At 47.8% G+C, this 26818-nt stretch carries 23 protein-coding genes and 1 tRNA gene; 13 read left to right on the forward strand and 11 right to left on the reverse strand.

All coding sequences use genetic code 11. The annotated features are described in order from the left end of the window. Positions 1–5: 5 nt before the first annotated feature. Both P9B68_RS09435 and P9B68_RS09440 read left to right on the forward strand, forming a co-directional pair. Positions 6–1244 (forward strand): NAD(P)/FAD-dependent oxidoreductase, encoded by a 1239-nt coding sequence (locus tag P9B68_RS09435; RefSeq protein ID WP_277668924.1) that lies wholly within the window; start codon positions 6–8, stop codon positions 1242–1244. After that, positions 1234–1956, forward strand: a complete 723-nt coding sequence (locus tag P9B68_RS09440) for a GltB/FmdC/FwdC-like GXGXG domain-containing protein (RefSeq protein ID WP_135658124.1) — start codon at positions 1234–1236, stop codon at positions 1954–1956. Before P9B68_RS09435 ends, P9B68_RS09440 begins: the two co-directional genes overlap by 11 nt. An 88-nt stretch (positions 1957–2044) precedes the next feature. Here P9B68_RS09440 and P9B68_RS09445 read toward each other — a convergent pair whose 3' ends face one another. The 4 genes from P9B68_RS09445 to dpsA form a co-directional block, all read right to left on the reverse strand. Then, entirely contained in the window at positions 2045–3319 is a 1275-nt protein-coding gene (locus P9B68_RS09445) for an O-acetylhomoserine aminocarboxypropyltransferase/cysteine synthase family protein (protein ID WP_135658126.1), read from the reverse strand. Positions 3320–3344: 25 nt separating this feature from the next. Beyond that, positions 3345–3872, reverse strand: coding sequence for a hypothetical protein (locus tag P9B68_RS09450; RefSeq protein WP_135658128.1), 528 nt, complete (start codon positions 3870–3872; stop codon positions 3345–3347). Positions 3873–3945: 73 nt separating this feature from the next. Continuing rightward, positions 3946–4527, reverse strand: coding sequence for a dipicolinate synthase subunit B (locus tag P9B68_RS09455; RefSeq protein ID WP_135658130.1), 582 nt, complete (start codon positions 4525–4527; stop codon positions 3946–3948). Positions 4528–4530: 3 nt separating this feature from the next. Next, the gene (gene dpsA, locus P9B68_RS09460; protein ID WP_243112931.1) at positions 4531–5391 is read right to left on the reverse strand and encodes a dipicolinate synthase subunit DpsA; all 861 of its coding nucleotides are present in this window, start codon (positions 5389–5391) and stop codon (positions 4531–4533) included. Positions 5392–5674: 283 nt separating this feature from the next. Here dpsA and murC point away from each other — a divergent pair, with 283 nt between their 5' ends. The 10 genes from murC to P9B68_RS09510 all read left to right on the forward strand — a co-directional run bounded on the left by murC (position 5675) and on the right by P9B68_RS09510 (position 15881). After that, entirely contained in the window at positions 5675–7054 is a 1380-nt protein-coding gene (murC, locus tag P9B68_RS09465) for a UDP-N-acetylmuramate--L-alanine ligase (protein ID WP_277668925.1), read from the forward strand. Positions 7055–7168: 114 nt separating this feature from the next. Beyond that, positions 7169–7684 carry a glycosyl-4,4'-diaponeurosporenoate acyltransferase CrtO family protein gene (locus P9B68_RS09470; RefSeq protein WP_135658134.1) on the forward strand — a complete coding sequence of 172 codons (516 nt, stop codon included), beginning with the start codon at positions 7169–7171 and terminating at the stop codon, positions 7682–7684. 75 nt (positions 7685–7759) lie between these two features. Beyond that, positions 7760–8896, forward strand: a complete 1137-nt coding sequence (locus P9B68_RS09475; RefSeq protein WP_135658136.1) for a cadherin-like beta sandwich domain-containing protein — start codon at positions 7760–7762, stop codon at positions 8894–8896. A gap of 228 nt (positions 8897–9124) precedes the next feature. After that, positions 9125–9385 (forward strand): HPr family phosphocarrier protein, encoded by a 261-nt coding sequence (locus P9B68_RS09480; RefSeq protein WP_135658139.1) that lies wholly within the window; start codon positions 9125–9127, stop codon positions 9383–9385. Between the two features lie 269 nt (positions 9386–9654). Then, positions 9655–11580, forward strand: coding sequence for a BglG family transcription antiterminator (locus tag P9B68_RS09485; protein ID WP_167875154.1), 1926 nt, complete (start codon positions 9655–9657; stop codon positions 11578–11580). 74 nt (positions 11581–11654) lie between these two features. After that, a complete protein-coding gene (locus P9B68_RS09490; protein WP_135658159.1) occupies positions 11655–11939 on the forward strand; it encodes a PTS sugar transporter subunit IIB in 285 nt (94 codons plus the stop codon). Between the two features lie 3 nt (positions 11940–11942). After that, positions 11943–13202: a PTS ascorbate transporter subunit IIC gene (locus tag P9B68_RS09495; protein WP_243112932.1), complete on the forward strand. Its 1260-nt coding sequence runs from the start codon at positions 11943–11945 to the stop codon at positions 13200–13202. 2 nt (positions 13203–13204) lie between these two features. Beyond that, the gene (locus tag P9B68_RS09500; RefSeq protein ID WP_135658165.1) at positions 13205–13945 is read left to right on the forward strand and encodes a sugar isomerase domain-containing protein; all 741 of its coding nucleotides are present in this window, start codon (positions 13205–13207) and stop codon (positions 13943–13945) included. A 678-nt stretch (positions 13946–14623) separates the two neighbouring features. Further along, a tRNA-Met gene (locus P9B68_RS09505) sits at positions 14624–14700 on the forward strand. A 467-nt stretch (positions 14701–15167) separates the two neighbouring features. Beyond that, on the forward strand, positions 15168–15881 hold the full coding sequence (locus P9B68_RS09510; RefSeq protein WP_135658173.1) for a hypothetical protein: 714 nt from the start codon (positions 15168–15170) through the stop codon (positions 15879–15881). Positions 15882–16109: 228 nt separating this feature from the next. On the opposite strand, the gene P9B68_RS09515 is transcribed toward P9B68_RS09510, so the two are convergent. From P9B68_RS09515 to chvE, 7 genes are all read right to left on the reverse strand, one after another. Next, the gene (locus P9B68_RS09515; protein WP_135658180.1) at positions 16110–16805 is read right to left on the reverse strand and encodes an L-ribulose-5-phosphate 4-epimerase; all 696 of its coding nucleotides are present in this window, start codon (positions 16803–16805) and stop codon (positions 16110–16112) included. 20 nt (positions 16806–16825) lie between these two features. Then, positions 16826–18307: an L-arabinose isomerase gene (gene araA / locus P9B68_RS09520; protein WP_135658187.1), complete on the reverse strand. Its 1482-nt coding sequence runs from the start codon at positions 18305–18307 to the stop codon at positions 16826–16828. 30 nt (positions 18308–18337) lie between these two features. Then, positions 18338–19996 (reverse strand): ribulokinase, encoded by a 1659-nt coding sequence (locus tag P9B68_RS09525; RefSeq protein WP_135658190.1) that lies wholly within the window; start codon positions 19994–19996, stop codon positions 18338–18340. A 78-nt stretch (positions 19997–20074) separates the two neighbouring features. After that, positions 20075–21148, reverse strand: a complete 1074-nt coding sequence (locus P9B68_RS09530) for a GntR family transcriptional regulator (protein ID WP_135658192.1) — start codon at positions 21146–21148, stop codon at positions 20075–20077. 103 nt (positions 21149–21251) lie between these two features. Continuing rightward, positions 21252–22433, reverse strand: coding sequence for a multiple monosaccharide ABC transporter permease (mmsB, locus tag P9B68_RS09535; RefSeq protein WP_135658194.1), 1182 nt, complete (start codon positions 22431–22433; stop codon positions 21252–21254). Continuing rightward, a complete protein-coding gene (gene mmsA, locus P9B68_RS09540; protein ID WP_135658196.1) occupies positions 22430–23986 on the reverse strand; it encodes a multiple monosaccharide ABC transporter ATP-binding protein in 1557 nt (518 codons plus the stop codon). Before mmsA ends, mmsB begins: the two co-directional genes overlap by 4 nt. Before the next feature lie 78 nt (positions 23987–24064). Further along, the gene (chvE, locus tag P9B68_RS09545; RefSeq protein ID WP_135658199.1) at positions 24065–25192 is read right to left on the reverse strand and encodes a multiple monosaccharide ABC transporter substrate-binding protein; all 1128 of its coding nucleotides are present in this window, start codon (positions 25190–25192) and stop codon (positions 24065–24067) included. 406 nt (positions 25193–25598) lie between these two features. On the opposite strand from chvE, the gene P9B68_RS09550 reads away from it, so the two are divergent. Beyond that, positions 25599–26456: a patatin-like phospholipase family protein gene (locus tag P9B68_RS09550; RefSeq protein WP_330686119.1), complete on the forward strand. Its 858-nt coding sequence runs from the start codon at positions 25599–25601 to the stop codon at positions 26454–26456. Positions 26457–26818 lie beyond the last annotated feature (362 nt).

Genomic DNA, 26818 nt, shown 5'->3' on the forward strand with positions numbered 1-26818 from the left:
GCGAGATGAATTATGTGATTATCGGCAATTCCGCCGCCGCGGTCGGCTGTATCGAGGGAATCCGTTCCGTCGATCCGGACGGAGCCATTACGGTGATCTCGAAGGAACCGTACCATGTGTATTCCCGCCCGCTCATTTCTTACCTTATCTATGGGAAAACCGACGAACAGCGGATGAAATACCGTCCCGACAGCTTTTATGAGGACAACGGAGTGAAGGTGATGCTTGGCGTTGCGGTGGAAAAAGTAGATTACACGAAAAGGCGGGTCCTTTTGGAGAACGGGGAGCAGGTCCCGTTTGACAAGCTCTTGTTCGCGACCGGCTCCGCGCCGTTTGTGCCGCCGATGGCGGGGCTGGACGAAGTAAAAAAGAAGTTTTCCTTCATGAAGCTGGATGACGCGAAAGTGCTGCAGTCGGAACTGAATCCCGAAAGCCGCGTGCTGATTCTCGGCGCCGGGCTTATCGGCCTGAAATGCGCGGAGGGAATTCTCCGCAAGGTAAAGAAAGTAACCGTGGTGGATTTGGCGCCGCGTATCCTGCCAAGCATCCTCGACGAAGAGGGCTCTGAAATTGTACGGAAGCATATTGAGGAGCAGGGCGTGCAATTTTACCTTGCCAACAGCGTGGCGCAGTTCCATAAAAACACCGCGTGCCTGAAAGACGGAACGGAGCTTGAATTTGATCTTCTGGTGCTGGCGGTCGGCGTCCGGCCCGAAACGAAGCTAGCCGCCGGCATTGGCTGTAAGGTGAATAGGGGAATTCTGACCGACGCTCACTGCGCAACCAATCTTCCCGATGTTTACGCGGCGGGCGATTGCAGCGAAAGCCTGGATATTACGGTCAATCAGCAGCGGGTGCTCGCGCTTCTTCCGAATGCCTACATGCAGGGAGAAACCGCGGGAATCACCATGGCGGGTGGAGAAAAGAGCTACAATAAGGCAATTCCGATGAACGCGGTCGGTTTCTTCGGGCTGCACATTGTTACCGCCGGAAGCTATGACGGCGAGGCGTATGTTGTAAAGAACGGCAGCAATTATAAAAAGATGGTATCCAAAGACAATCTTTTAAAGGGATATATTTTAATCGGGGACGTGGCGCGAGCCGGCATCTATACCTCCCTGATTCGGGAAAGGACTCCGCTGGACAGCATCGACTACGAATTGATTAAAGAAAAGCCGCAGCTCATGGCGTTTACCGCTGCTGAACGGGCCGTAAAACTTGGAGGTGCCAGAAATGAAAATTAACGCGGAGAAGAAGCACTTTCAAGATTTAAATAACGAAGTGCGTTTCGCGAAAGACACGGAAATTATGATTGATAACTGCATGGGACAGCGGTACATCGGGTCCGGCATGAGCGGAAAGCGCCTTACGATCAACGGAATCCCGGGAAATGATCTGGGGAGTTATCTGAACGGCGGAACCATCCGCGTAAACGGAAACGCGCAGGACGCGACGGGGGACACGATGAACGAGGGGGAAATCATTATCAACGGGAACAGCGGCGATGCGACAGGCTACGCTATGCGCGGCGGGAAAATTTTCGTCCGCCATAACGCCGGATACCGCGCGGGCATTCATATGAAGGCGTATCAAACGCATCATCCGCTCTTAATCATCGGCGGCGAGGCCGGAAGCTTTCTGGGCGAATACCAGGCGGGCGGTACGATTATTGTGCTTGGGCTAAATTCTGATAAAAAAGCGCCGGTCGGCAGCCATTGCGGTACGGGGATGCACGGCGGCAGGATTTATCTTCGCTGCGAAGAGCTTCCTCCGGATTTGCCGAAGCAGGTGCAGGCGACCCCTGCCACGCCACAGGATATGGCGGAAATCGACGTTTGGCTCGACGAATTCTGTGCTGTCTTTGGAATTGATAAAAAAGAAGTGCTGTCGAAGGGCTTCTTTGTTTTAACCCCGAATACGAAAAACCCGTACAAATCCCTTTATACCTTTAATTAATACTTTTAAGCTGCAATCCCTTAAATATAATCTAAAGATAAGCGGCGGAGCGTGATGCTCCGCCGCTTCTGTTATGTTGCAATATAGATTAAAGTTTTGCAAGGGACTGGTCGATGTCGGCAAGAATATCTTCCACATTTTCAATGCCGACCGACATCCGGATCATGTCTGGACCGATACCGGCCTCTTTCAGCTGTTCGTCGCTGAGCTGGCGGTGCGTGGTGCTTGCCGGGTGCAGCACACAGGTGCGCAGATCCGCCACGTGAATGACGATAGAGGCAAGTTTCAGCCCCTCCATGAATTTTGCCGCCGCTTCCCTGCCGCCCTTCACGCCGAAGGAGATAACGCCGCAGGTGCCGTTTGGCATATATTTTTTCGCAAGGTCATAGTACTTGTTGCTCTTTAAACCGGGATAATTCACCCATGCGATTTTTTCGCTCTGTTCCAGATACTCTGCGACGGCAAGGGCGTTTTTGCAATGCCGCTCCATGCGGACGCCCAGCGTTTCCAGCCCCAGGTTGAGCAGGAAGGCGTTTGTCGGGCTTGCCTGCGCGCCCAGGTCGCGCATCAGATGCGCGCGGGCCTTTGTGATGTAAGCCGCTTTTCCGAATTGCTGCGTATAAATAATCCCGTGATAGGATTCGTCCGGTTCCGTCAAGCAGGGGAATTTCCCGTTGTTCCAGTCAAAATTTCCGCTGTCCACAATGGCCCCGCCAACCTGAACGGCGTGGCCGTCCATGTACTTTGTTGTGGAATGTGTTATGATATCCGCTCCGAATGCAAAGGGGTGGCAGTTTATCGGAGTGGGGAAGGTATTGTCAACAATCAAAGGCACGCCGTGCGCATGCGCCGTCTTTGCAAACATTTTCAGATCCGTAACAATCAAGGACGGATTAGAAAGCGTTTCGGCGAAAACGCAGCGCGTGTTGGGCTTGAATGCAGCATTCAGTTCTTCCTCGGAACAGTCGGGGGGAAGAAATGTAAATTCAATCCCCATTTCCTTCATTGTTTTGTAAAAGAGGTTAAAGGTACCGCCGTAAATAGCGCTGGAGCTTACGACATGGTCGCCGGCGTGGCAGATGTTGAAAACGGATATCAGAGAGGCTGCCTGCCCGGAGGAGGTTAGCATCGCACCAACACCGCCTTCAAGCGCCGCGATTTTCTTCTCGACTGCGTCAATGGTCGGGTTTCCCAGACGTGTATAAAAGAAGCCGTCGGCTTTCAAATCAAACAATTCGCCGAGCGTCTGCGCGCTGTCATATTGGAAGGTTGTGCTCTGAACAATCGGCAGTACGCGCGGAGCGCCGTTTTCCGGCTCGTAACCGGCGTGGATACACCTTGTGTCAATGTGATACTGGCTCATTTTCAATCTCCTTTATATTATCATTTTATCTGGTGAAAAAGGCTTTTAAGGCTTCCGCCGCCCAATCTGCGAAGGCAACCACACCCCAGACTAAAAATATAAACACAATCGCGGAAACGGCCCGGATGAAAAAACGTTTTCCAGCGCTCATTTCCACCGGGGCTTCCTCCGGTGTGGAGTCCGAATTATCTGTACGATCCGTTTTATTCGCAGGCTTTTGTAGCTCAGCATCGGAAGCGTCCAAAATTCCAATGCCGCGGAGAATGTCTTCGCAGGCATGCAGTTCCCCGTACCGTACAAAAAAATTTATGTCGGTATTTGAGGGCTTCCCCACAATCGCGGCGGGCGGACCGCCGATACCGCAGTTGCGTTCTTCAAAGACAACGCCTTTTTCCCGGAAGGCGGCGCGGATCATCCCGGCTTTTTCTTCGGAAGCCGTCATCAGAAGCACCGGATCATCCTGTTCCAGCGTCCTGAGTTTTTTGGAGCTGCATACCGGGCAGCGCTGCATCTTGTCGTTTACAAGCAATTGGCATTTGGAACAATACAGCATAATTTCACTTCCGTTTCTTTATCTTTTATAATAACATATTTCCTGATCTTATTACAAGAAACATGAATAAATATTATCTGTTTCCCAGCAGGACCGGCTGCATTTGCCTGCCCTCCAGCGCGCAGAGCGCGGCGGCCGGAATGAGGCTGAAATCCGCGACGACCGAGGACGGCTTGTTTTCCGGGTCATCCTGCCGCATCGGGACAAAATAAATGTTTTTGCAGTTTAACAGCCTTCCGATGTTCTGGGCCGAAGCCGCGAGCGCGTCGTTCGTCGCCGGGGCCAGCAGCACCGGGCGGCCGATGCGCAGGTGGGATTTCACCGCCATGGTTACGCTTGTATCGGTAATTCCATTTGCGATTTTCGCAAGGGTGTTTCCAGTACAGGGCGCGACAATCAGCAGGTCAAGCATTTTTTTTGGACCGATCGGTTCGGTATCAACGATTGTTTTCAGAACCTTCCTTCCGCAGATGTCTTCGATTTCCCAGATGAAATCATCCGCTTTACCGAAACGGGTGTCTGTTGAAGCGGCGTTTTGCGACATTATTGGTAAAATTGCGTATCCCGCTTCGGCAAGCCCCCGCATCTGTTCGATCGCTTTTGAGAAAGTGCAGAAGGAGCCGCAAAGAGCGTATCCGATTCTCATGCTATCCATTCCTTACTCCTCCATAATGTTGTATATGGTCGTTTTAATGATTTCTCCCGCTGCCTTTGGCGCCACCTTTCCGGGAAGGGAGAGGGCGTGCACCGCTTTGATGCCGAGATTTTCAGCAGATTCGAAATCAACGCCTCCCGGCTGGGATGCAAGGTCGATAATCAACGGTTTTGCATGCATTTTGGAAAGTATCCGCCGGTTAAAAATCATAGCGGGAACGGTATTAAAGATCACGTCGTATTGTTCCTTTTCGCAGATATTATCCGTGAAAACGGAGGTGTATCCGTACGCTTCAATCCAGGCAATATCCGCGTGCTTTCTGGCGCTTACCGTTACTGCCGCGCCGATGCCGCGCAGCATCCAGGCAAGGACTTTCCCAATCCTTCCAAAGCCGACAACAAGGCATTTGCTGCCGTTTATGGTCCCGGGATACTCGCGCATGGCGATTTCGATTGCTCCTTCGGCTGCCGGTACTGCGTTATGAATGGTAAATTCCTCCCGGTTGTAATAATCGTAAATATCAATGGAGTCCCAGACCTCGCTGGTTTGAATCAGCTTTCCAATCATGCCCCCGTAAACCTGTTTTCCGCGCATAAGCTCTGCAAAGCTGTCGTTTAACTCCACTTTTTCTTGACAGTACGGTGCGTTCAGGTGCAGCCCGTTGGTTGTAACGGGGAGGGGCAGAATCAGATTTTCACAATGTGCTGTTGTTTCTTCCAGTCCCGCTTTTTTGACATCCCTTGAAAATTCAACGTTTTCAAATCCAAAAGCATATACGGTGTAACCGTCCGATGCGATGGATTCAGCCAGAGCGATTTGTCGTTTGTCTCCTCCTAGAACGCCAAAACTATTTATATCAATCATCACTCAAACCTCCGAACACTTCTTTCCTTTATACTATGGGAGTCGGACGGTCAGTGTGATATTCCGGCGAATTAATATTTTCTGTTGCAAATATTCAAAAATATGTTTATTATAAACGGGTATGGCAATATAATAGAAAGAAAAAAGACATTTCAAATGTGTTAACAAAGAAAGCAGCCGTGAGGCACATGGCTGCCACTTTTCTCGATTTGCCAAGATTTGCCGGGCCGCTACATAACGGCAGACTGTAAACATATATTTATATTTAAGGAGCAATTCGAAGATGGAGTATCATGACGAATTATCAGATGTGAAAAAAATACATTTTGTGGGGATCGGCGGTTCCGGGATGTGCCCCCTTGCCGAAATCCTGCATAGCAGGGGATTCGAGCTGACCGGGTCGGATATGAATGAATCCGATACGCTTGCCCGGGTTCGTTCCTACGGAATTCCTGTTTTCATGGGGCATAGGGCCGAAAATATTGGCGACGCCGACATGGTGGTTTATACGGCGGCTGTAAAAAACGATAACCCGGAGCTGATGGCCGCGCGTGCGAAGGGAATTCCGACCGTGGAGCGCTCCGTGATGCTGGGAATCGTTACCCGGCGCTATCCGCATCCGGTGGCGGTTTCCGGTACACATGGAAAAACGACGACCACCGCGATGATCACCCAGATCCTGCTGGACGCCGGGAAGGATCCTTCCGCCGTTATCGGCGGGAAGCTGCCCTTGATCGGCGGGAACGGCCGTGTCGGCAATTCCGGTACGATTGTCTGTGAAGCCTGCGAATATGTGGATACGTTTCTGCAACTGCATCCGGAGGTTTCCGTAATTCTGAACGTGGACGCCGACCATCTCGATTATTTCGGGACGGTGGAGAATATCATCAAGTCGTTTCGCCGGTTCGCAAAGCAGACTTCCAAAACGCTGATTGTTAACGGGGACGACGCAAACTCCATGAAAGCGGTGGAAGGTCTTGTGCATGCGTCCATTGTAACAGTCGGCTTGGATGCGAAGAATGATTTTCACGCGGAGAATATAGCGGACACAAAAGAAGCAAGAGAAAGCTTTAGTGTTGTAAAGAACGGAAAAAAAGTCGCGGACGTACAACTGGTCATACCGGGAAAGCATAACATATATAATGCGCTGGCGGCTTTTGCTGCTGCCGACCAGCTCGGCGTGGAGCCGGAGAAAATCGCAGCCAGTCTTGGGCGGTTCACCGGTGTGCACAGGCGCTTTGAAATTCTGGGAACTTTTGACGGAATTACGGTGGCGGACGATTTTGCGCACCATCCCACGGAACTGACCGCTACGCTGACGGCGGCCATGCAGATGGGCTTCCGCAAGGTATGGGCCGTATTCCAGCCGCATACGTATTCCAGAACCTATATGCTTCTGGATGAGTTTGCAAAGGCGCTTTCCATTCCTGACAGGGTTGTCCTTTCCGAAATTTTGGCGGTGCGCGAAACAAATACCTACCATATTTACGCCAAAGATCTGGCGGAAAAGATTCCCGGGAGCGTATGGTTTAAAACATTTGAGAAAATCACCGCATATGTTACCGCCAATGCGCAGAAAGGGGATTTAATCCTTACGCTGGGCGGCGGGGATGTTTACAAATGTGCTAATATGATTGTGGAGAAATATAAGAAGCGGAATTGACCTTCTTCTTGCGAAAAATCTACAAATGGATTATAATGTCTATGTTCAAATAAGCATATATGTGTCATAATAGGGCATGTGCTTTTGAATAGGATTGTAGGGGGACATTATTAAATGCTGAAAAATCTTTCATTTCTAAACATGTATCTTTGGAATTTGTTCATTATTTTCGTATGGCATTTAACAGTCTTTTTTGCTTGCGTTTACCTTCCGCATTCCAAATTCACCCCGGAAAAAGAACGGTTTGCCCCGAGAGAGTGGGAACACGGCGGTCGTTGGTACCGGGAGAAGCTGAAGATTCAATATTGGAAGGATAAGGTTCCGCAGCATATAGGGAAGGGCGGCTTTTCGAAAGAACATCTTACGGATATTTCCATAGAGTATGTTGACGAATTCATTTTTGAAACCTGCCGCGGCGAATGGATGCATATGAAAAACTGTATCTGCGCGGTGGTCATCCTGTTGATTAATCCATTGTTAGTCGGATTAGTCTTTTCTTTCATGATCATGCTGGGCAATTTGCCGTTTGCGATTATACAGCGTTATAACCGTTTCCGTTTGCAAATTCTGCGCAAGAAGCTTTTGCGTGATAGCCATGAAAACGGCATGAGTCAAACTGTTACCGCTTAATGATATGTAGAAAAGATGAGATCAGCTTTGCCGTTTGACGGCACGGCTGATTTTTTATAAGCGGGAGGATAAGCTGTGAAGAGGCATACGTGTTGTTTCACTTTTGTTTTCGCTTTCTTATGCCTTACGGTAATCAAGGTAAGCGCAAGTGCGGATCCGGTTCCTTATTTTACATATAGCCTGGATAAATCGTCTGTGTCTGCCGGTGATTTTATAAAGGTACAGCTTATTGCAAACCAGACGGCTGATACCGCTGCGGGCTTTCGTATGGCGATTGACTATGATGCCGCGGTGTTCAGTTTTGTACGCACAGAAACGTCGGCACAGATTAAAAGCGGCACCATGTACACCAACAGTACTGGGAATCCCATCCGTAGTGTGTATGTGTGTAATGTGGATCATCCAACGGCGCCGGAGCTTTCCGGGAATATTCTGTCGTTTGTCTTTCAGGTAAAGAACAATGCGCCTGCGGGAAAAGCAAATATAGGGGCGCACATTAACGACGTTTGCAATTATAATGCAATGCGTCTTGATGTTTCCGTTAATCAAACTTTGACGGCGGTTGTGAATCCCCCGAAGGAAGAGCCTTCCGATGAAGCTTCGCTTGCTTCGCTCCAGCCCTATCAGGGCGAGCTGATTCCTCCCTTTTCTCCCGATGTCTATAAATACAAATTGTATGTGGACAGCCATGTGGATTCCATCGAGTTTTCCGCTGCCGCACGGGACGGCGGAACGGTGCGTATTAACCGGAAGTCCTTGTATAAAGTAGGAACGACAACGCCAATTATTGCGACGGTAACGTCAGCCGATAAAAAGGTAAAGACCGAATATGTTATAACGGTTTTCCGCGGCGAAAAACCGGTACCTGTTTCCAATGAGGAGCCGGACAGGCTCGAAAGCGAAACCTTGCCAAAGGGGAAAGCTTCCAGTCAGAACCAGAAAACACGGAAGAAAGAGAACAGCGTAAAGACAAGGCAAACGAAACAGGCGGGAAAGTATGCCGCCGCAGTACCTGCCGAAGCCGGACAGGAGGATCAGCAGGCGATACAGGCAGCCGTTCAGCAGCCGTCTTATACCAACCACAGCGACCGCAATATCTATGTGATTGGGAATCAGATACCCACGTTTTTTATCGGGATGCTCACAACTGTCCTTTGTTTGATGGTGGGAATCCTTTTGACGTTTTATCTCCGCATAGCACCCAGAAAGTAAATTTGAGCAAAAAAAGTATTTGTGAAATGCTTAAATAAGGCCCGTTTTCATGAAGAAGACGGGCCTTATTTGCTGCCATGCGAACACCTCCGGTATGCGGGAAGTAGCGATTTCCTGCCTGTGCAAAACCTGTGCAGAGAAATGTTCTTGCAAAGTGTTGGGATTATGTTATGATTGATATAAAGGAGTCGTGAACTCCGAAAAATTGTTGATAGGCAGGGAATTTAAATGAAGACGTTTACCTACAAAATAACGGATCCGGACGGACTTCACGCTCGTCCGGCAGGGTTGCTTGTTAAGCAGGCGGCCCAGTATGCCTCCTCAATAAAAATTGATAAAGGGGGAAGCAAAACGGCAGATGCGAAAAAAATCTTTTCCGTTATGAGTCTGGCCGTTAAGCAGGATGAAACGATTACTGTTACCGTGGAAGGTACCGATGAGGAGAAAGCTGCAGATGAACTGAAAAAGTATTTTGAGCAAAATCTTTAAGGGAACATTCAGATTATCCGGTTTCGGTTCTGAAAAATCCGAATACTCTTTAAAAGCGCAAGCCGCCCGTTCGACGGCTTGCGCTTATTCATAGGAGTTTTATTCATAATTATTTCATGAAATCTATGGAGAATCCCTAAATCGATTCTTCTGTTTGGATAGTTCTTGTGCAATACGTGTGCAATAGATTGGTATTGAGCTTTATTATTTATCCAATATAATAAAAAACGAGGGTTACAGTCACTATTTGGCTGATGGAAAGAAGGATTATGAAAAACAGGGAGAGCAATATCTTAAGTTTTATTTTTAATAACAACGGTGCGACCTTGCAGAAGCTTCTTGATACGTTTAAAATCTCAAAAAGAACACTGTATTATGATATTGAAAGCATTAACCACCAGATTAAAGGCTGCGGCCAAATCCGAAGAATCGGGCAAAAATTTGCCTGTATTGGCAATTATAACGCCCTGCGAAAATTTATCAGCGGCGCGGGTCCGGTTGACCCTTATGCGGCTTACAGCAGACAGAATTATATCCTCGGTAAGATTTTGGACGAAGAACCTTTCACGCTTGAAAAACTCGCTGACGAGATGGGAATGAGCAAAAACACCTGTATTAGTGATATAGAGGAGATTAAGCGCCTGTTAAAAGGGAAAGGGCTTTCCCTTCGGACAAAACCGCAATATTCTGTTTTGGGTAACGAAATAAAAATCCGAGAGCTTTATCTGGCGCTTATGCAGGAAAACGTGGATCTTATCAGCCGAATTTCACCGCGGGTTGTTGCGTTTAACCAAGACCAGAACCTTCAATTGACGGACTATTCCCTTGGAAACCTTTCTGTGTTTCTCGCTTTTGTCAGCCGCAGGATCGCGCAAAGGCATTTTGTGCAGGCGGAAGGCGATTTCGCCGAAACGGAGGAGTTCTCTTACTTCCATGCGCTTTCCGCTTTAATCGATACGGAAAACTTGCATGAATGGCAGTATCTCGCCGCTTACATTGCGTCCCTTCCCAGCTGGAACCATCAGGTGGATGACAGCCGGATTGACCGTTACGTAAACCGCTTGATTGAAAAATTTGAGTCCAGAACGGCGATTACTCTGGAGTCCAAAGAGGAGTTCAAAGAGAATATTAAGCGGCACCTGCTCTCGTCCTACTACCGCATCAAGTTTCATTTTCCGGTAAACAACCCCTGCCTTTCTGAAATCAATGTGCAGCATGGATCGCTTTACAAAATTGTTCGTTCGGTTGTTTATGAAAACGGGAAAGAGTTCCGTGAACTAAGCAATATGAGCGATGAAGAAATCGGATACATTACAGCCTATTTCGGTGGCTATCTTTCCGGCAGCCGGAGCAACGGAGTGCGCAGGAACAGAGTGCTCCTCGTTTGCCCGAATGGATTGATGGTTTCGAAAACACTAAAAATTCAGCTCTATAAATATATTCCAGCCGTAGAAGTCGTGGACACCATTGCGATGAGCAGCCTTCCCCACTATACCGGAAGCTATGACTATATCATTTCTACGATTGAATTGCCGGGCTATGAAAATGTGATGGTTGTCAACCCGATTCTTACAAAAATGGACATACAGCATATCATGAATAAATTGCTTGATTTTTCCGGGTTTTCCTACGCGTATGATGTTGAATTGCTCATGAATGTCATTCGTCAAAGCGCAGATATCTTCGATGAAGATCAACTTCGCAAGAATTTAAGCAGGCTGATCTGCCCTCGGTTACAAGAAAACAAGGAGGAAAAAAATCCTGTGCTCAAAGACCTTATTTATGGAAACAGAATTCAAATTATCCAGCATGTAGAAAATTGGCAGGAGGCAATACGGCTGGCGGCTCAACCCCTTTTGGATGACCATTCCATCGAACCGCCTTATGTGGATGCCATGATTGAAAGCGTGAATCGTTTTGGGCCGTATATCGTTCTCGACGATTATTTTGCGCTTCCGCATGCAAAGCCGGATGGTCGGGTGAACCGGCTTGCCATGTCGCTGTTGGTTGTAAAAGAGGAGGTCGATCTGGTTGGAAATCCGGTGAATATGTTCTTAGTGCTTGCAACGGTCGATTCTTCCTCCCATTTGGATGCACTCGCAAATCTTTCCGATATTCTTAGCGATCGGGAAAATCTTCAATTGTTCCGCAAAGGGGATAGGGAAGAAATTCTGGATTTGCTGAACCGGTATTAAGTCGTTTTGCGGAGCATTTTAACGTGGCTTTCCTTCGAAAACATTAAAAAGAATTGATTAAGGAGGTGTAAAAAATGAAAATTTTTGCAGTTTGCGGTTTTGGCTGCGGGTCGTCCATGATTTTAAAGATGAGCCTAGACAGGGTTTGCAAGCAGATGGATGTTGCGTGCGAGGTGGAAACAACGGATATCAATTCAGCCCGTGGGGCACAATGTGACGCCATTTTCACAAGTGCAGAATTAGCCGGCGAATTGAAAGGCTCGTGTACCGTACCCATTTATAGTGTAAAGAAGTATATGGATTTAGCGGAAGTAAAGGAAGTTTTTGAAAAGTTTTTGAGTGATATGAAGGGGGTATAATTCATGATGGATTTCATTACAACGAATATTTTGCGCAATCCACCGGTTTTGCTTGGGTTGATTGCAATGCTTGGTCTCATTTTACAAAAAAAGCAATTTACGGAAATTGTAAAAGGAACTCTTCTTGCGGCATTTGGTATGTTAATTTTAAATGCGGGCGTGGGTATGCTGGTAAATTCCATATCGCCGATTAATTCCGCGTTTCAGATACTCTCCGGCGCCGGCAGCGGCACCGCGGAAGGACTGAACGATGTGACGTTTACCGGCACTTACGGCGGCGATGTCGGGCTGGCTATGTTTATAGGCCTTCTCCTGCATTTGCTGATTGCAAGGTTTACCCCGGTCAAGACGATATTCCTAACCGGTCATATGCTTTGGTGGTTCCCGTTCATCTTTGTGGCCGCCGGTGTGGAAGCAGGGCTCAAAGGGCCGGCGCTGATCGGCATTAGTGCGGTATTTTCCGCTCTTTACTGGTCCGTTATGCCATGGCTGCTTCGTAAATATGTTTTTGCGGTTACCGGCGACGAATCCTTTACATTGGGTCACCCAACGGGTATCTTAAGCCTGATTTCCGGCTTTGTAGCGGGAAAAGTAGGGAATAAGGAAAAATCTACGGAAAGCTTGGCGCTGCCAAAGGGACTTTCTTTTTTCCGTGAGATTTCCATTACCGGCGCGGTTGTGATATTTGTTATGTTTATTGCGGTAGGCCTTGCGGTTCCTTCTTCCGTTGCGAAGGACCAGAATTTGTTTATGACTGCTGTTAATCAGGGGCTGAACTTCGGCGCAGGACTTATTGTAATGCTGCAGGGTGTGCGCATGCTCATCAATCAGATTGTTCCGGCCTTTAAGGGAATTTCGGATAAGCTTGTTCCCAATGCGATTCCGGCCTTTGACTGTCCGATTATATTCAACTATAAACCGAATGCGGTTCTGATCGGATTTGTTACTGCGATCATAACATCGACAATCCTTGTTTTAATCTGCAACATGACAAATGTGTTTCATCTTATGCTGATTCCGCTGGTCATCACTTCTTTCTTTGAATGCGGCGCGGCGGCTGTTATCGGCGAAGGACAGGGAGGACTGCGCGGATGTATTGTAGGGACAGCTGTTGCGTCCGTTGTGATGGTAGGCTTGGTAGGGTTTTCTGCTGTAATGTATTCCGGTACCATTCAGAATTGGATGCTGATTTTTGGAGGCAACGATCTTTCGCTCTTCGGCATCATTGCGAATCTAATTGATAAACTTCTGGCGGTGTTTTAATCATGCAATTTCAGTATTTTAGTGAAATCCGGCGGCTCATTGATGCAGTAGAAACGAAGGAATCGGCGTCAATGGCAAATGCGGTGGCGGTGCTGACAAAAGCAGTACTGGAAAAGCATGCAGTCTACGTTTTTGGTGCAAGCCATGCAGGAATCCTGACGCAGGAGATGTTCTACCGCGCCGGAGGATTGGTTGTAATCAACCCGATTTTTGGGAGAGAGGTAATGTTGGATACTTTCCCCATTACGCACACTAGCAAAATGGAAAGGCTGGTCGGCTACGGTACACTCCTTGCGCAGAAAACACCAATGCGGGCAGGCGATGTATTAATTGTCCATTCCGTTTCCGGCAGGAATCCGGTTACCATTGAAGTGGCATTGGAGGCAAAAAAACGGAACACTACTGTTATTTGCATTACGAATCTTCGCTATTCAAAGTCGGTAACATCCAGACATCCCTCTGGGAAAAAACTGTACGAAGTGAGTGATATCGTCATTGATAACCATGGCGAAAAGGGCGATGCCTGTGTTGCAATTAAGGGAATCAAACAGAAAGTAAGCCCGACATCAACCGTAATTGGCGCATCCATTTTAAACTCAATAGTTGCGGCAACTGCACAGGCATTAGTGGATGCAGGACTGAAAACCCCGCCGATTTTTTATAGTGCGAATGTAGACGGCGGAGATGAGCTTAACCGAAAGATCTATGAGGAATACAAGCAAAACATACATTACAGTTATTAACATATGGATTTGGGGAGGAATCTCAAGGTGGGTTCCTCCTCAGTCTATTATAAGACGTTAGGGAACCTCTGTATAAATGGCGATGTCTTCAATTTTGAGACCGTCCCGAAGTTTGTGTAAACCTTCATTGAGGTGTAGAATGGAAGCAACACAATGGATGGCATCCAAAAAGACTACGGTATAGACGCTTTCCAGCGGGCGCTGCAATCAAACAGCCGGAACGGGCACAGTAACAAGACCTTATGAACCAGTTTCGGCAATGTGGATGTTGCCGTGTCCGGCGAGAATGACACGCCAGAGATTCAATTGTCCCATCGTACCGGGCTTTTCAGAAGTAATTGTACGAACGGCTCTTATGGTATTTTCTACTGGCGCGGCTAACTCGAAACTTTTCCACATAGCGAATTAGGGGTTGCCTATACTTCATGTCTTGTGTTATACTGTTCATGAAGGAATGGCATGTCCTTTCGATGAATTTTGTGTGGTAACTCAATTTTAACCGATGGATCCATTCCTGCCTTTATTTTTTTAACTGTCCAACATCTATTGTAGTCCTACAATTCTACAGATGGAAATATTAAAAAAGGTGTTGACATATAGGCGCACCTATGCTATTATATTAAGGCGCTCTAAACGAAGTAGTGCAGATTGGCTTATTAAGCATGCACAAGTAAATATCGCGGAGTGGAGCAGTCCGGTAGCTCGTCGGGCTCATAACCCGAAGGTCGTAGGTTCAAATCCTGCCTCCGCAACCAAACAAAAGCTAGGAATTATGCGGTTCCTAGCTTGTTTTGTTTTTATTTGCCGGCATCATTTAGAATGTATTTCACAATCATGTTGGAAACCGTTTCGGAGTCTTTTTCGCTGATGTTTTTGACTTTATATAGCCTGCTGAAGCGCTTAGGCTTCGTAAGCGCATACAGCAGGATCGAAACATCTTTATTTTTGGTGTGTTTAAATACTTTCCATATTCAATAAGCTCTTCGCCGTTATTGGCGCGGGGCTTATTTTTTGCTCTTTTATATCTGATTTACACGGGGTGAATTGCGGAGGTCTATGACTGCAAGAGTTGTCCGGTAATATGGCATTATTTTTTTAAAACTCATACGAGAAGCTGTGCAAGGATGGTAACCCGGTTGGAACCATGATAAACTTCAAGCTGGCTTTTACGGTTGGACATATTCTTCCCAGCCGAAGGCTAAGAAGAAAGGAGACAAGTATCATGTTTGATTGGGAGAAGATTGGAAACAAAAACGCCGTCCATTGTAAGACGGAAAAGGAAGCCGAAATGTTCCTTACCGAGTGCGATAAGCGAGGAATAGAGTGGTGTCGTGAGGGGATAGCTTCCAGCAAAAGTAATTGGGAGATATATAAGGAAAGCACAGTATACTACATTGGACCTTCAGATGAAAAAGAAGGGTTGACATTTTCAAGTATTTCACACTTCAAGGAAGAAGGCTATACCATTTTCGAATTTTCTGATCTTTACAAGCCTGATTTGCCCCGTATTTGCTATATACTCGGCGGAGAAGATAACCCGCTGAAAGTGGGGGAAAAGTTTAAAATTTCCGGGTGCAGCGGCACTTTTGCAATCGGAGCAGATGGTCATGTTTACGGCGTCAGTAGCTGTGGAAAGGCTTTGCATTTCATCCTTGAAGACATTATTAACGGCGAACTAAAAATCATCCGGCAACCGCAGTTTTCCGAAGACGAAAGGGCTTTCATGCGGCTGTGTGTCGAAGCCGGGTATCCGTGGTTTGCAAGGGATAAAGACGAAAGCTTATACGCTTACGAAAGCAGGCCAAAGAGTATACAAGGGGATGCATTTTCATGTGACGGAGATTTTTTTAATCTTCCGGAATCTTTTCTGCCACAAATCACATTTGAAAACAGTCTGTTTAACGCAGCGGATTATCTTGAGGGAGCGGAAAAATGAACAACGCCCAATTTGCCTTAGGCAATGCCTTGATAAAGGCTTGAAAAAAGGGGGGGTCCGGCATTTTCGGCAGATGGAAATGGTTATGTAGATTTAATGTGCCAATTAACCTTTAGACTTATAAGCACAGTTATATTTTTGCAAACTTGGAACATAGTTTTATAAAAATAAATTGAGGGCCATGGCGTATTCGCCATGGCCTCTGTGAATAGAGGGAAGAGGTTTTTGTTAAGTGTTTTGTCCGTAATATGCGTGCGTGCCGTGTTTACGCCAAAAATGCTTGTTAAGCAGCTCGCGCTGCATTGCTTCATCCGAGCCCGCAGTCATTACCCGCGTGTGCCAGGCCATCATGGCCAGTTCTTCCAATACGACGGAGTTGTGCACCGCCTCAAAGCAATCCCTGCCCCAGGCAAAGGGTCCGTGAGAATTCACCAGAACGGCGGGAATCGTAGCGGGATCCGTCCCTTTGAAGCTTTCTACAATCACATTGCCGGTTTCCGCTTCATAAGCGCCTGCGATTTCCTCCGGAGTCATCTTCCGGGTGCAGGGAATTGCCCCGTAAAAATAGTCGCCATGCGTGGTGCCGTAAGCCGGAATAGGCTTCCCCATCTGCGCCCAAATTGTCGCCCAGCGAGAATGGGTGTGGACAATTCCGCCTGCCGCAGCAAAGTTTTTGTACAGGACGCAGTGTGTCGGTGTGTCAGAGGATGGGTTCAGGTCGCCCTCCACTTTTTCACCGTCCAAATTCACAACAACCATATCCTTCGGCCGAAGCTTGTCGTATTCCACACCGGAGGGTTTAATTACAAACAGTCCGGATTTTCGCTCGATTCCCGAAACATTCCCCCATGTGAATACCACCAGATTGTGGATGGGGAGCTGACGGTTCGCTTCACAAACCTGTTCTTTCAATTCTTCCAGCATTTGTTTTCATCCCTTTCGGATCACTTTTTCAGCTTCCAGACCAGTTCGTTCCATGTAAGTTCCTTGCAAAGCGCGTTGATCTCGGTTTCCTTACCGATATGAATGAATTCAATATCCATGATTTCTGCAAAATTGCGCAGTTCTTCTGCCGTAATCGAATAGCTGAGGACGGAATGATGTGCGCCGCCCGCGTAGATCCACGCTTCCGCGGAGGTTTCAAGGTTCGGGAGCGGCTTCCAGAGGACTGCGGCTACCGGGAGCTTCGGCATTTCGTGAACCTGCTCCTGGCATTCCACATCGTTGACAATCATACGGAACCGATCGCCCATATCGATAATTGTTGCAAGCACCGCCGGGCCGGCTTTCGCCTTGAAGGTAAGACGCGCCGGGTCTTCGCGGTCGCCGATACCCAGCGGAACCACCTTGATTTTTGGGCGATCCGCGGCAATCGATGGGCATACCTCAAGCATATGGGCGCCCATATTCATTGCGCATTCCGGGTCAAAGTTGTAGGTATAATCCTCCATAAATGCCGTACCACCCTGGCAGTCGGCCGTCATGAGCTTTATAATGCGGCAAAGCGCGGCGGTCTTCCAGTCGCCTTCCCCGGCAAAGCCATATCCCAGGCGCATCAGGTCCTGTGCGGCAAGGCCGGGCAGTTGGCGAAGCTGCTGCAAATCCTGAAAATTGGTATGAAAGGCGCCAAACTTTCCTTCTTCCATAAACTTCCGAAGCGCGACTTCTTCCCGTGCCTGATAACGTACAGATTCGAGGTTATCCGTTGCCATATCGTAAACTTCCATGTACGCCTTCATCTGGGCGTCGATTTCCTCTTCAGTAACGGCATCCACCATACGGATGATATCGCCGACGCCGTAATGGTCAACCTGCCAGCCAAATTTGATGTGCGCTTCCACCTTGTCGCCTTCTGTTACGGCCACTTCGCGCATATTGTCGCTAATGCGGAGCACGCGAAGCCTGCGGCTCTCAAATGCGCCGACCGCCGCGCGCATCCAGCGCCCCATGCGTTCTCGCATTACCGGGTCCTTCCAGTAGCCGGAAATCACCTTTTGCGCAATGCGCATGCGCGCAAGGATGAAGCCATGTTCTCTGTCGCCGTGGGCGGATTGGTTCAGATTCATGAAATCCATATCAATATCGTCCCACGGGATGTCGCGGTTGAACTGTGTGTTGAGGTGGAGCAGCGGCTTTTGCAGGGCCGAAAACCCGCGGATCCACATTTTTGACGGGGAAAAGGTATGCATCCAGGTGATAATTCCCGCGCACCGGGGGGCATTGTTTGCCTCTGCAATAACCTTGCAGATTTCTTCGGAATTGCGCACCACAGGCTTAAAAACCAGTGTGCAGGGAATGGATGGATCTGTATTCCATTCGTCTATCATGATTTGCGAATGCCGGTCAACGGTTTTCAGCACATTTTCCCCGTAAAGGTCTTGGCTTCCAACCACGAACCAGAATTCATATTTTTTTAAAGTTGACATATGTATCCTCCGATTTCTAATTTCGAACCGCTAGTTCTTCTTTATGGCTTTCAAGCGCTTCATTACATCATTTTCGCCGCGCCCAAAATAGTCGTGCAGAATGCGGTATTCCTTAAAAAGCGCATCGTACCGCTCCGAATTTTCCGGAATCGGATAATAGACGGTATCTTTGATTTTTCCCATTGCGCGGGCTGCTTCAAATACACTATCGTAGCCGCCGGCTTCCTTACCCGCCGCGACGGAAGCAAAAATCGCGGAGCCAAGCGCGGGGCCTTGAAGCGAACCTGCGATTTTTACGGGCATCTTAATCACATCCGCATAAATTTGCATGGTCATGGGGTCTTTTTGGGAAATTCCGCCGGAGGCGAAAAATTCTTCCACCGGAACGCCATGGGCGCGGTAATTTTCAATGATCATACGCGTGCCGTAGGCGGTTGCCTCAATTAGTGCGCGGTAAATTTCCTCCGGTTTGGTTTGAAGCGTCATTCCTAGCATCATGCCGCTTAAATCAACGTCGACCAAAACGGAGCGGTTTCCGTTCCACCAATCCAGCGCGAGCAGTCCGCTTTCCCCGGGACGCAGTTTTTCCGCCTTTTCCCGCAGGTACTGATGGATATTTTTCTTTTGCCGTTTTGCTTCCTCATAATAGGAAGCCGGCAGGCAGTTGTTGATAAACCATGCGAAATGGTCCCCCACGCAGGACTGCCCGGCCTCGTAGCCGAAATAGCCCGGCATGACGCCGTCTTCCACCACGCCGCACATACCAGGCACCTGGCGTTCATCTTCCCCCATCATAATATGGCATGTGGAGGTGCCTATAATCGCAAGCATTTTGGCAGGCCCGTCGATTCCGACTGCGGGCACGCACACATGCGCGTCAACATTTCCCACAGCAACTGCGGTGCCCTCTTTCAGACCGGTCAGCTTTGCCGCTGCCGGGGTCAACGTACCCGCCCTTTTGCCAAGCGGGAGGATGTCGCGGGAAAGCTTTTCGTCCACCACATGTTCAAGCTTCGGATGAAGCGCCTTAAAAAAGTCGTTAGTGGGGAAACCCGTGCGCCTGTTCCAGATTTCCTTATAGCCTGCGGTGCAGGAGTTGCGCGTTTCTTTTCCGCAAAGTTGCCAGATAATCCAGTCCGCTGCTTCGATGAACCGATCCATCGCGTCGTATATCTCTGGGTCCTCTTCAACGATTTGCCAGATTTTCGGAATCGTCCATTCCGAAGAAATTTTTCCGCCGTAGTTTTTCAACCACGGTTCGTTCCTTTCCTCTGCAATTTTATTCAGCCGGTTTGCCTGATCCTGCGCGGCATGGTGCTTCCAAAGCTTTACATAGGCGTGCGGGCGGCTTTTGTATTCCGAAAGAAAGCTCAGCGGCGTTCCGTCCGCCTTTACCGGAAGAACCGTGCAGGCCGTAAAGTCGGTTCCGATTCCGATCACATCGTCCGGGGATACGCCGGATTCTTTCAGAACGGCTGGAATGGTATGCGCCAGCACGTCCAGGTAATCCTGCGGATCCTGTAGTGCCCAGTCGTGGCCGAGCGGCGTTCCGTCCGGCAGGGTTTTATCCATTACCCCGTGGGGATACTCGTAAACGGAAGAAGCAAGTTCGTTTCCGCTCCTGGCGTCCACCAAAACCGCTCGACCGGAAAGCGTACCATAATCAATTCCAATTGTATATTTTGCCATTACAACATCCTCCAATCCTAAAAAAATGTACGTACAACTTTGCCGAAAACAGAAAGGCCTTTCAGCCCTTTCTGATACCTATTCAAGCACTCTTACGGACTTGCGCTCTACAATTTTCGGTTCAAAATCAACCGTAGCCTTAAATGTATGGTCCTGAATCAGGCGCAGCAGGTTTTGTGCGGCGGTTTCTCCTAAAACATTCATGGGATGTGCGACCGAGGTGAGTGGCACCTCGCAAAGAGCTGCGAGATCCGAATTGTCAATGCTTATCAGCGACAGGTCCTCCGGGATCGCAATACCGTTCCTTTTCATAATCTCCACAATCCGCATGCCGACCTCGTCATTGTAGCACAGCAGCCCGGTGCAGCCCTCTATGCGCCGCAGGATAATTTGCTCAAACTTCGAAAAATCGGGGACATCCTGTGTGGAATACCAAAACACGTTTTCATCATGGATTTCATACCCTGCTTTCAACAGGGCATCCAGGTATCCGGCGTAGCGTAGATGCCCCTGATGGTCGTCCGACTTAAAAATACCCGCAATCCGCTTGTGCCCGGCGCGGATCAGATATTCTGTGGCGAGCAGCCCGGCCGCGCGGTCATTCAGGGACACATGGGGGATTTTCATGCCCGGATAGCCGCTGTTGATAAATATTACCGGTATTCTTTGTCGCTGGATTTCTTCATAAATTTTAAAGTTTGGATTTGGCAGGCCGCTTTGGGTCGGCTCAATGATCATTCCGTCCATGCCCTTTTCCAGCATGGAGCGCAGCACCCGGCTTTCATTCTGAATCTTGTTGTGCGTGAATGCAAGCTGCATGGAATACCCATTCTTTGTCAACACATCTTCAATTCCACGGATAATCTGCGGAAAAATGTATGCGCGAACATAAGTGGTCACTACACCGATCGTCTTGGTCGGTTCCCGTTTGACCGTTGTGTTGAAAACGACATAGGTACCGCTGCCCTGCCTGCTTTCAAGGTATTTGTCCTGAGCCAGAATATTGATTGCCTGCCGAACCGTCTGCCGGCTGATATGGAACATGGCGCTCAGTTCGTTTTCGGAATACACCTTTTCACCGTATTTTAGTTCTCCCGATTCGATTTTCTTTTTGATCCAGGTGACCAGAGTCATATATTTCGGCATTTCCATTCAGTGCTGCCTCTCCTTCTAGCGTAAAGCGTTACTTTTGAAACCATGATACATGAATATTTTATACATTGTCAATACATCTTAAGCAGCACTATCGGCCGTATCAGGAAGCCTTTTTCTTTGAAAGAAGGTCGATTGTTACAGCACCCAGAAGGACCAGTCCCTTCACAACGCGCTGGATATCAACGGACCAGCCGATCAGCGACATGCCGTTGTTCAGCACGCCCATAATGAGAGCACCGACTACCGCGCCGATGATTGTGCCGCTTCCGCCGAGCGCGGCCGCACCGCCTATGTAACAGGATGCAATTGCGTCAAGCTCAAAACCGTCGCCCGCTTTCGGTGTAGCGGAGGCGTTTCTCGCGGAAAGGACAATGCCGGCCAACGCACTCATAAGCCCCATGCTTACGTAAATCCAGAACATCACGCGCTGGGTTTTGATGCCGGAAAGCCTTGCCGCTTTTTCGTTTCCGCCAACGGCGTAAATCTGGCGGCCCGGAACCGTGTTGTTGGTAATGAATGTGTAAATAATAATCAGTACCAGCATCAGCGCAAGCACAACCGGCAGGCCGTTGTAAAAGGCAAGCTTAATGGTAAAGAAATTAATAATTAAAACAATGATGGCGAGCTTCAGAACTTCCTGCCATGCGGCAGGAACTTCAAATCCGTAGGATTTTTTCTTGTTGACAGAGCGGATTTCAAGATAAATGACAATCAGGGATGTGACAATTCCGGCCAATATGGAAAGCAGTTCGATTTTCTGCCCGCCGATATTGGTGTAAATTTCCGGCAGATAGCCCGCCCCGATCTGCACATATTCCGTAGGCAGCGGGCCCTTTGTCTGACCGCCGAGGATAACCATGGTCAGCCCGCGGAAAATCAGCATGTTTGCAAGTGTGACAACGAATGCCGGTACCTTCAGATAGGCGATAAAGAAACCCTGCCAAGCGCCAATTAGCAGTCCGCTTACGAGGATCCCGAAAAACGCGGCGGGAGTAGGGATATGTAAGTCTAAAACCATGATGGCGCATGCGGCGCCGGTAAAGGCAACCACGGAGCCGACGGAAAGGTCGACGTTGCCGGTTAACACACACAGCAGCATGCCGACCGCAAGGATAACAACATAGCTGTTCTGCATGATCAGATTGTTGATATTCATTGGGCTGACATTTTTTCCGCCTGATAGCAGATTAAAAATGAAATAGATGACAATGAGAGCAATCAGCATTCCGTATTGCTTGATGTTCGTACTCCCGGATCTTTTCTTTTCAAGACTAGAATTCATATCGCCTGCTTCTCCCTTCTGGTGTGTGACATTATGATTTTCATGATCATTTCCTGAGAAAAATCTTCCTTTTCCAGTTCGCCCGCTATTTCGCCCTGATTCAGGACATAAATCCGGTCGCAAACGCCGAGAAGCTCCGGCATTTCGGAAGAAATAAAGATGACTGCCTTTCCCGCTTTCGCAAGGTCGTTGATGATTTCGTAAATTTCATATTTTGCACCTACATCAATTCCCCGCGTTGGTTCATCCAAAATCAAGATGTCGGGGTTGGCAAGAATCCATTTGGAAAGAACCACTTTCTGCTGATTTCCGCCGGAAAGTGAACCCGTAATCTGTTTGATGGAATGCGTCTTAATGTTGAGCTTTTTCCGGTATTCTTCGGCTGCCAGGATTTCTTCGTTTTTGTCAATGACGCAATGCCGGGAAAAACGGTCGCGCAGGCTGGAAAGCGTCATATTCCAGCGGACATCGTTGATCAGCACCAAGCCGCAATCCTTACGATCCTCCGAAGCATAGGCAATTCCGTTGCGGATGGCGTCCTGAACATCGCGTAAAACGATCTTTTTTCCGTCTTTATAAAGCTCCCCGAAAAGGTTGCTTCCGTACGATTTGCCGAAAATGCTCATGGCAAGCTCCGTGCGTCCCGCGCCCATTAGTCCCGCAAAACCAACCACTTCACCTTTTCTAACATAGAAGTTTACATCTTTGAGCACGACGCGCTTGGGGTCGTCCGGATGGTGCACCGTCCAATTCTTCACCTCGAACGCAATATCCCCCGGCTTGCTTTCGCGGGGAGGATAGCGGTTTGTCAGTTCACGGCCGACCATGCCCTTTATAATCCGGTCTTCGTTCAGATCGTCCCTTCCTTTTTTCAGGGTTTCAATTGTTTTGCCGTCGCGGATGACGGTGATGCTGTCCGCTACTTGACTCAGTTCATTCAGCTTATGGGAAATCATAATGCAGGTAATGCCGCGCTCTTTTAAGCCCAGTATAATATTGAGAAGCTTTTTGCTGTCCTCATCATTCAGTGAAGCCGTGGGTTCGTCCAGAATAAGCAGCTCCACTTTTTTTGCCAGCGCTTTCGCAATTTCAACCAACTGCTGTTTGCCGACGCTCAGCTTATTGACGGGCAGGTTCACATTTTCGTCCGGCAGCCCGACTTTTTCGAGGATTTCCTTTGCCTTTTTCCTGGTTTTGCTCCAATCGATCACGTTTTTTATATTTGTAATTTCATTGCCCAGAAACACGTTTTCTGCGATCGAAAGATACGGGCTTAAAGCAAGCTCCTGATGGATAATAACAATGCCTTTGCGCTCGCTGTCCCGGATGTCGCGGAATTTGCATTCCTCGCCATTGTAAATAATTTCACCGGAATATTCGCCGTACGGGTAAACGGCGGACAGAATGTTCATCAGGGTGGATTTTCCCGCTCCGTTTTCCCCGCAAAGGGCGTGAACCTCACCTCTTTCCACCGTAAAATTTACATCGTCCAAGGCCTTTACCCCGGAAAATTCCTTTGTGATATGCTTCATTTCCAGGATGACATCAGCCATGCTACGCACCTCGCTCCTGTATAGTAATCGGTTGGGCGGCAGCATAAACTGCCGCCCAAGTTTTGAGCTTCAAACGAATCAGGAAATATCTGATTCCTTATAATAGTTGGAATCAATCAATTCCTTTTGGATATTGTCTTTGGTGATTGCGACCGGTTTGCAAAGGTAGGACGGAACAACCAGCTTGCCGTTGTTGTAGGATTTCTCATCATTAATTTCCGGCTTTTTGCCTTCCATAACGGCCTGAACCATCGTAACGCACTTTGCGGCAAGAACGCGTGTGTCTTTAAATACGGTCATGGTTTGTTTACCGGACTTAATGTTCTTTATCGCCATTGTTTCCGCATCCTGCCCGGTGATGACAGGCCATTTTGTGCCGACCTTGTAGCCCGCGCCTTCCAAAGCGGCCGCGATACCATAGGAAATACCGTCGAACGGGCTCAACACGATGTCTACGTTTTTGCCGGTGCTGTAATAACCGGACAAAATGTCTTCCATTCTTTTCTGAGCTGTTTCCTGTGACCAGCGGAGGGTGCAGATTTTATCAAATTCCGTCTGCCCGGAAAGGACCTTGAGCTTCCCGTTGTCTATGTAGGGCTTAAGAACTTCCATGGCGCCGGCGTTTAGGAAATGCGCGTTGTTATCGTCGGGGGAACCTGCGAAAAGTTCAATATTGTAGGGCCCTTTGCCTTCCTTCAGGCCCATTTTTTCTTCTATGAATTTGCCGATCAAAGTACCAACGCCTTTGTTATCGAAGGTTGCATAATAGGAAACCGCGTCGGTGTCCATTAGCAGACGGTCATATGCGATAACCGGAATGTTGTTCTTCTTTGCCTCCGCAAGGACATTTACCAGGGCGCTGGAATCGATGGAGGCAATTACGAGGCATTTGGCGCCGCCTGTAATCATGTTTTCAATTTGCGAAACCTGTGCCTGAACATCGTCTTCCGCATACTGCAAATCAACGGTGTAGCCCAGCTTCTCAAGCTGTTCCTTCATATTGTTCCCGTCGCGAATCCATCGTTCGGAGGATTTGGTTGGCATTGCTACGCCGACCTTCTGGCCTGCCGCGGAACCCTGTGCTTGCTGGGAAGGCGACTGGGCATTTGCCGCCGTTGATGTGCTTGCCCCTGAGCCGCACGCTGCAGTCAGCAGAAACATGCATGCCGTAAGAACAATTGACGTCAGTCTTTTCATCCTTTTCATTACTCTCTCGCTCCTTACATGTTATTAATACAACTTTTTATAAAACCGCTATTTTAGCGGAAATATAACAAAATGTACAGTTTATCTTTGCGATTAAGGCTGTTTATATTAACAATATAACTTAAATGCCTAAAGTTGTCAATATAAATTTGATAATTTTTAAAATAAACCGCAATATTTGTATGTACAAGTTGTATCATTACAAGTCGGACTTGGCAGCGCTTGCGAATGGCCGGTATATTTCTTTTTGAGCATGTAACTGGTACGGCTTTATTTAAGAATAAGATTATTTTCTGGATAAATATATTGTGTTGCTTTCTGAAATTGATTTATAATGATATGAAAATAGAAAATAAGATTTAAAAATAATAGGAGATTCGATTATAGGGAATCGAGGTTGATAAAAGTGGGCTTGGCAAATTGCAGTATGGTTTTGGAAGGCGGCGCGATCAAAGGCGTGTTTACATCGGGTGCGCTGGATTTTCTTATGGAGCAGGATTTTTACACAAAATACGTTGTGGGCGTTTCAGCGGGAGCCTGCAATGCGGTGGATTATGTGTCGAAGCAGATTCATCGAAGCAGGGACTGTTTTATCCCTTCCCGGAAGGAAGATAAATACATAAGAATTGGAAACATCGTTCATCGTAAACCGGTGTATGATATGGATATTGCTTTTCACGAATTCCCGCTTAAACGGATCCCTTTCGATTTTGACACTTTTTATGCTTCGGACATGGAATGCGAGGTAGTGGTAACGAATTGTGTAACAGGAAAAGCGGAGTATATGAAAGCGAGCCAGGACCGGGCTGCCTTTTTAAATATTCTGCGGGCTTCAAGCAGTATGCCCTTTTTGTGCGATCTGGTTTATATTAACGGCGTCCCCTATTTGGACGGAGGAATGTCGGATTCCATTCCCGTCGAGCGTGCAATAGAGCGGGGGTATAAAAAACATATTGTAATTTTAACAAAAAACAAAGGATATCGAAAAAAGGAAAGCAAATTCATAACCTCTTTATCAAATAAAAAATATGATGAATACCCCGAACTGAAAAGATTAATTGGGAATCGGTGGAAATACTATAATCAAGAAATGATGCTTGTTGAAAAGCTGGAAAAGGAGGGAACAATTTTCGTTCTCCGGCCGGAAATCAAAGCGATATCCCGTCTGGAGCAGAATCGAAAAAAAACGATGGACTTTTATATGCACGGATATGCCCTGATGAAAGAACGGTATGGAGAGTTAATGAATTACTTGAACTCATGAAAAATTTCAAAAATTTTGCGAAAAAAGAGTTGACAACGATCAAATGTTATGATATTCTTAAACTCCTGCCTTCGGGCGGGGAAAACAAGATCGCATTCAAGGCATTCTTACACAGGGAATACAAGGCAAATCAATAACTCAAAAAAAGTTGTTGACAAACCAAAGATAGCGTGATATTATAAAAAGCGCGCTCACAATTCGACAGAATGTGACGCGCAACACAGGACCTTGAAAATTAAACAACGTAACGAATTAAGGAACCCGTAAACCAGAGAGTAGAAAGTACTTTCGGACAAAGTTGGTTGTCACTTAAAAAGGCAACAAAAATACACGTTAGTGTATCGTGAATAAGAGCGAACAAA

Origin of the sequence: Caproiciproducens galactitolivorans, from assembly GCF_029266045.1 — a bacterium.
Lineage (GTDB): Bacteria > Bacillota > Clostridia > Oscillospirales > Acutalibacteraceae > Caproiciproducens > Caproiciproducens galactitolivorans.

Excerpts from the sequence above, each read along its gene's own strand:
- P9B68_RS09435 (WP_277668924.1), top strand. The coding sequence starts at position 6 with ATGAATTATGTGATTATCGGCAATTCCGCCGCCGCGGTCGGCTGTATC.
- P9B68_RS09440 (WP_135658124.1), top strand. The coding sequence starts at position 1,234 with ATGAAAATTAACGCGGAGAAGAAGCACTTTCAAGATTTAAATAACGAA.
- P9B68_RS09445 (WP_135658126.1), bottom strand. The coding sequence starts at position 3,319 with ATGAGCCAGTATCACATTGACACAAGGTGTATCCACGCCGGTTACGAG.
- P9B68_RS09450 (WP_135658128.1), bottom strand. The coding sequence starts at position 3,872 with ATGCTGTATTGTTCCAAATGCCAATTGCTTGTAAACGACAAGATGCAG.
- P9B68_RS09455 (WP_135658130.1), bottom strand. The coding sequence starts at position 4,527 with ATGGATAGCATGAGAATCGGATACGCTCTTTGCGGCTCCTTCTGCACT.
- dpsA (WP_243112931.1), bottom strand. The coding sequence starts at position 5,391 with ATGATTGATATAAATAGTTTTGGCGTTCTAGGAGGAGACAAACGACAA.
- murC (WP_277668925.1), top strand. The coding sequence starts at position 5,675 with ATGGAGTATCATGACGAATTATCAGATGTGAAAAAAATACATTTTGTG.
- P9B68_RS09470 (WP_135658134.1), top strand. The coding sequence starts at position 7,169 with ATGCTGAAAAATCTTTCATTTCTAAACATGTATCTTTGGAATTTGTTC.
- P9B68_RS09480 (WP_135658139.1), top strand. The coding sequence starts at position 9,125 with ATGAAGACGTTTACCTACAAAATAACGGATCCGGACGGACTTCACGCT.
- P9B68_RS09485 (WP_167875154.1), top strand. The coding sequence starts at position 9,655 with ATGAAAAACAGGGAGAGCAATATCTTAAGTTTTATTTTTAATAACAAC.
- P9B68_RS09490 (WP_135658159.1), top strand. The coding sequence starts at position 11,655 with ATGAAAATTTTTGCAGTTTGCGGTTTTGGCTGCGGGTCGTCCATGATT.
- P9B68_RS09495 (WP_243112932.1), top strand. The coding sequence starts at position 11,943 with ATGATGGATTTCATTACAACGAATATTTTGCGCAATCCACCGGTTTTG.
- P9B68_RS09500 (WP_135658165.1), top strand. The coding sequence starts at position 13,205 with ATGCAATTTCAGTATTTTAGTGAAATCCGGCGGCTCATTGATGCAGTA.
- P9B68_RS09510 (WP_135658173.1), top strand. The coding sequence starts at position 15,168 with ATGTTTGATTGGGAGAAGATTGGAAACAAAAACGCCGTCCATTGTAAG.
- P9B68_RS09515 (WP_135658180.1), bottom strand. The coding sequence starts at position 16,805 with ATGCTGGAAGAATTGAAAGAACAGGTTTGTGAAGCGAACCGTCAGCTC.
- araA (WP_135658187.1), bottom strand. The coding sequence starts at position 18,307 with ATGTCAACTTTAAAAAAATATGAATTCTGGTTCGTGGTTGGAAGCCAA.
- P9B68_RS09525 (WP_135658190.1), bottom strand. The coding sequence starts at position 19,996 with ATGGCAAAATATACAATTGGAATTGATTATGGTACGCTTTCCGGTCGA.
- P9B68_RS09530 (WP_135658192.1), bottom strand. The coding sequence starts at position 21,148 with ATGGAAATGCCGAAATATATGACTCTGGTCACCTGGATCAAAAAGAAA.
- mmsB (WP_135658194.1), bottom strand. The coding sequence starts at position 22,433 with ATGAATTCTAGTCTTGAAAAGAAAAGATCCGGGAGTACGAACATCAAG.
- mmsA (WP_135658196.1), bottom strand. The coding sequence starts at position 23,986 with ATGGCTGATGTCATCCTGGAAATGAAGCATATCACAAAGGAATTTTCC.
- chvE (WP_135658199.1), bottom strand. The coding sequence starts at position 25,192 with ATGAAAAGGATGAAAAGACTGACGTCAATTGTTCTTACGGCATGCATG.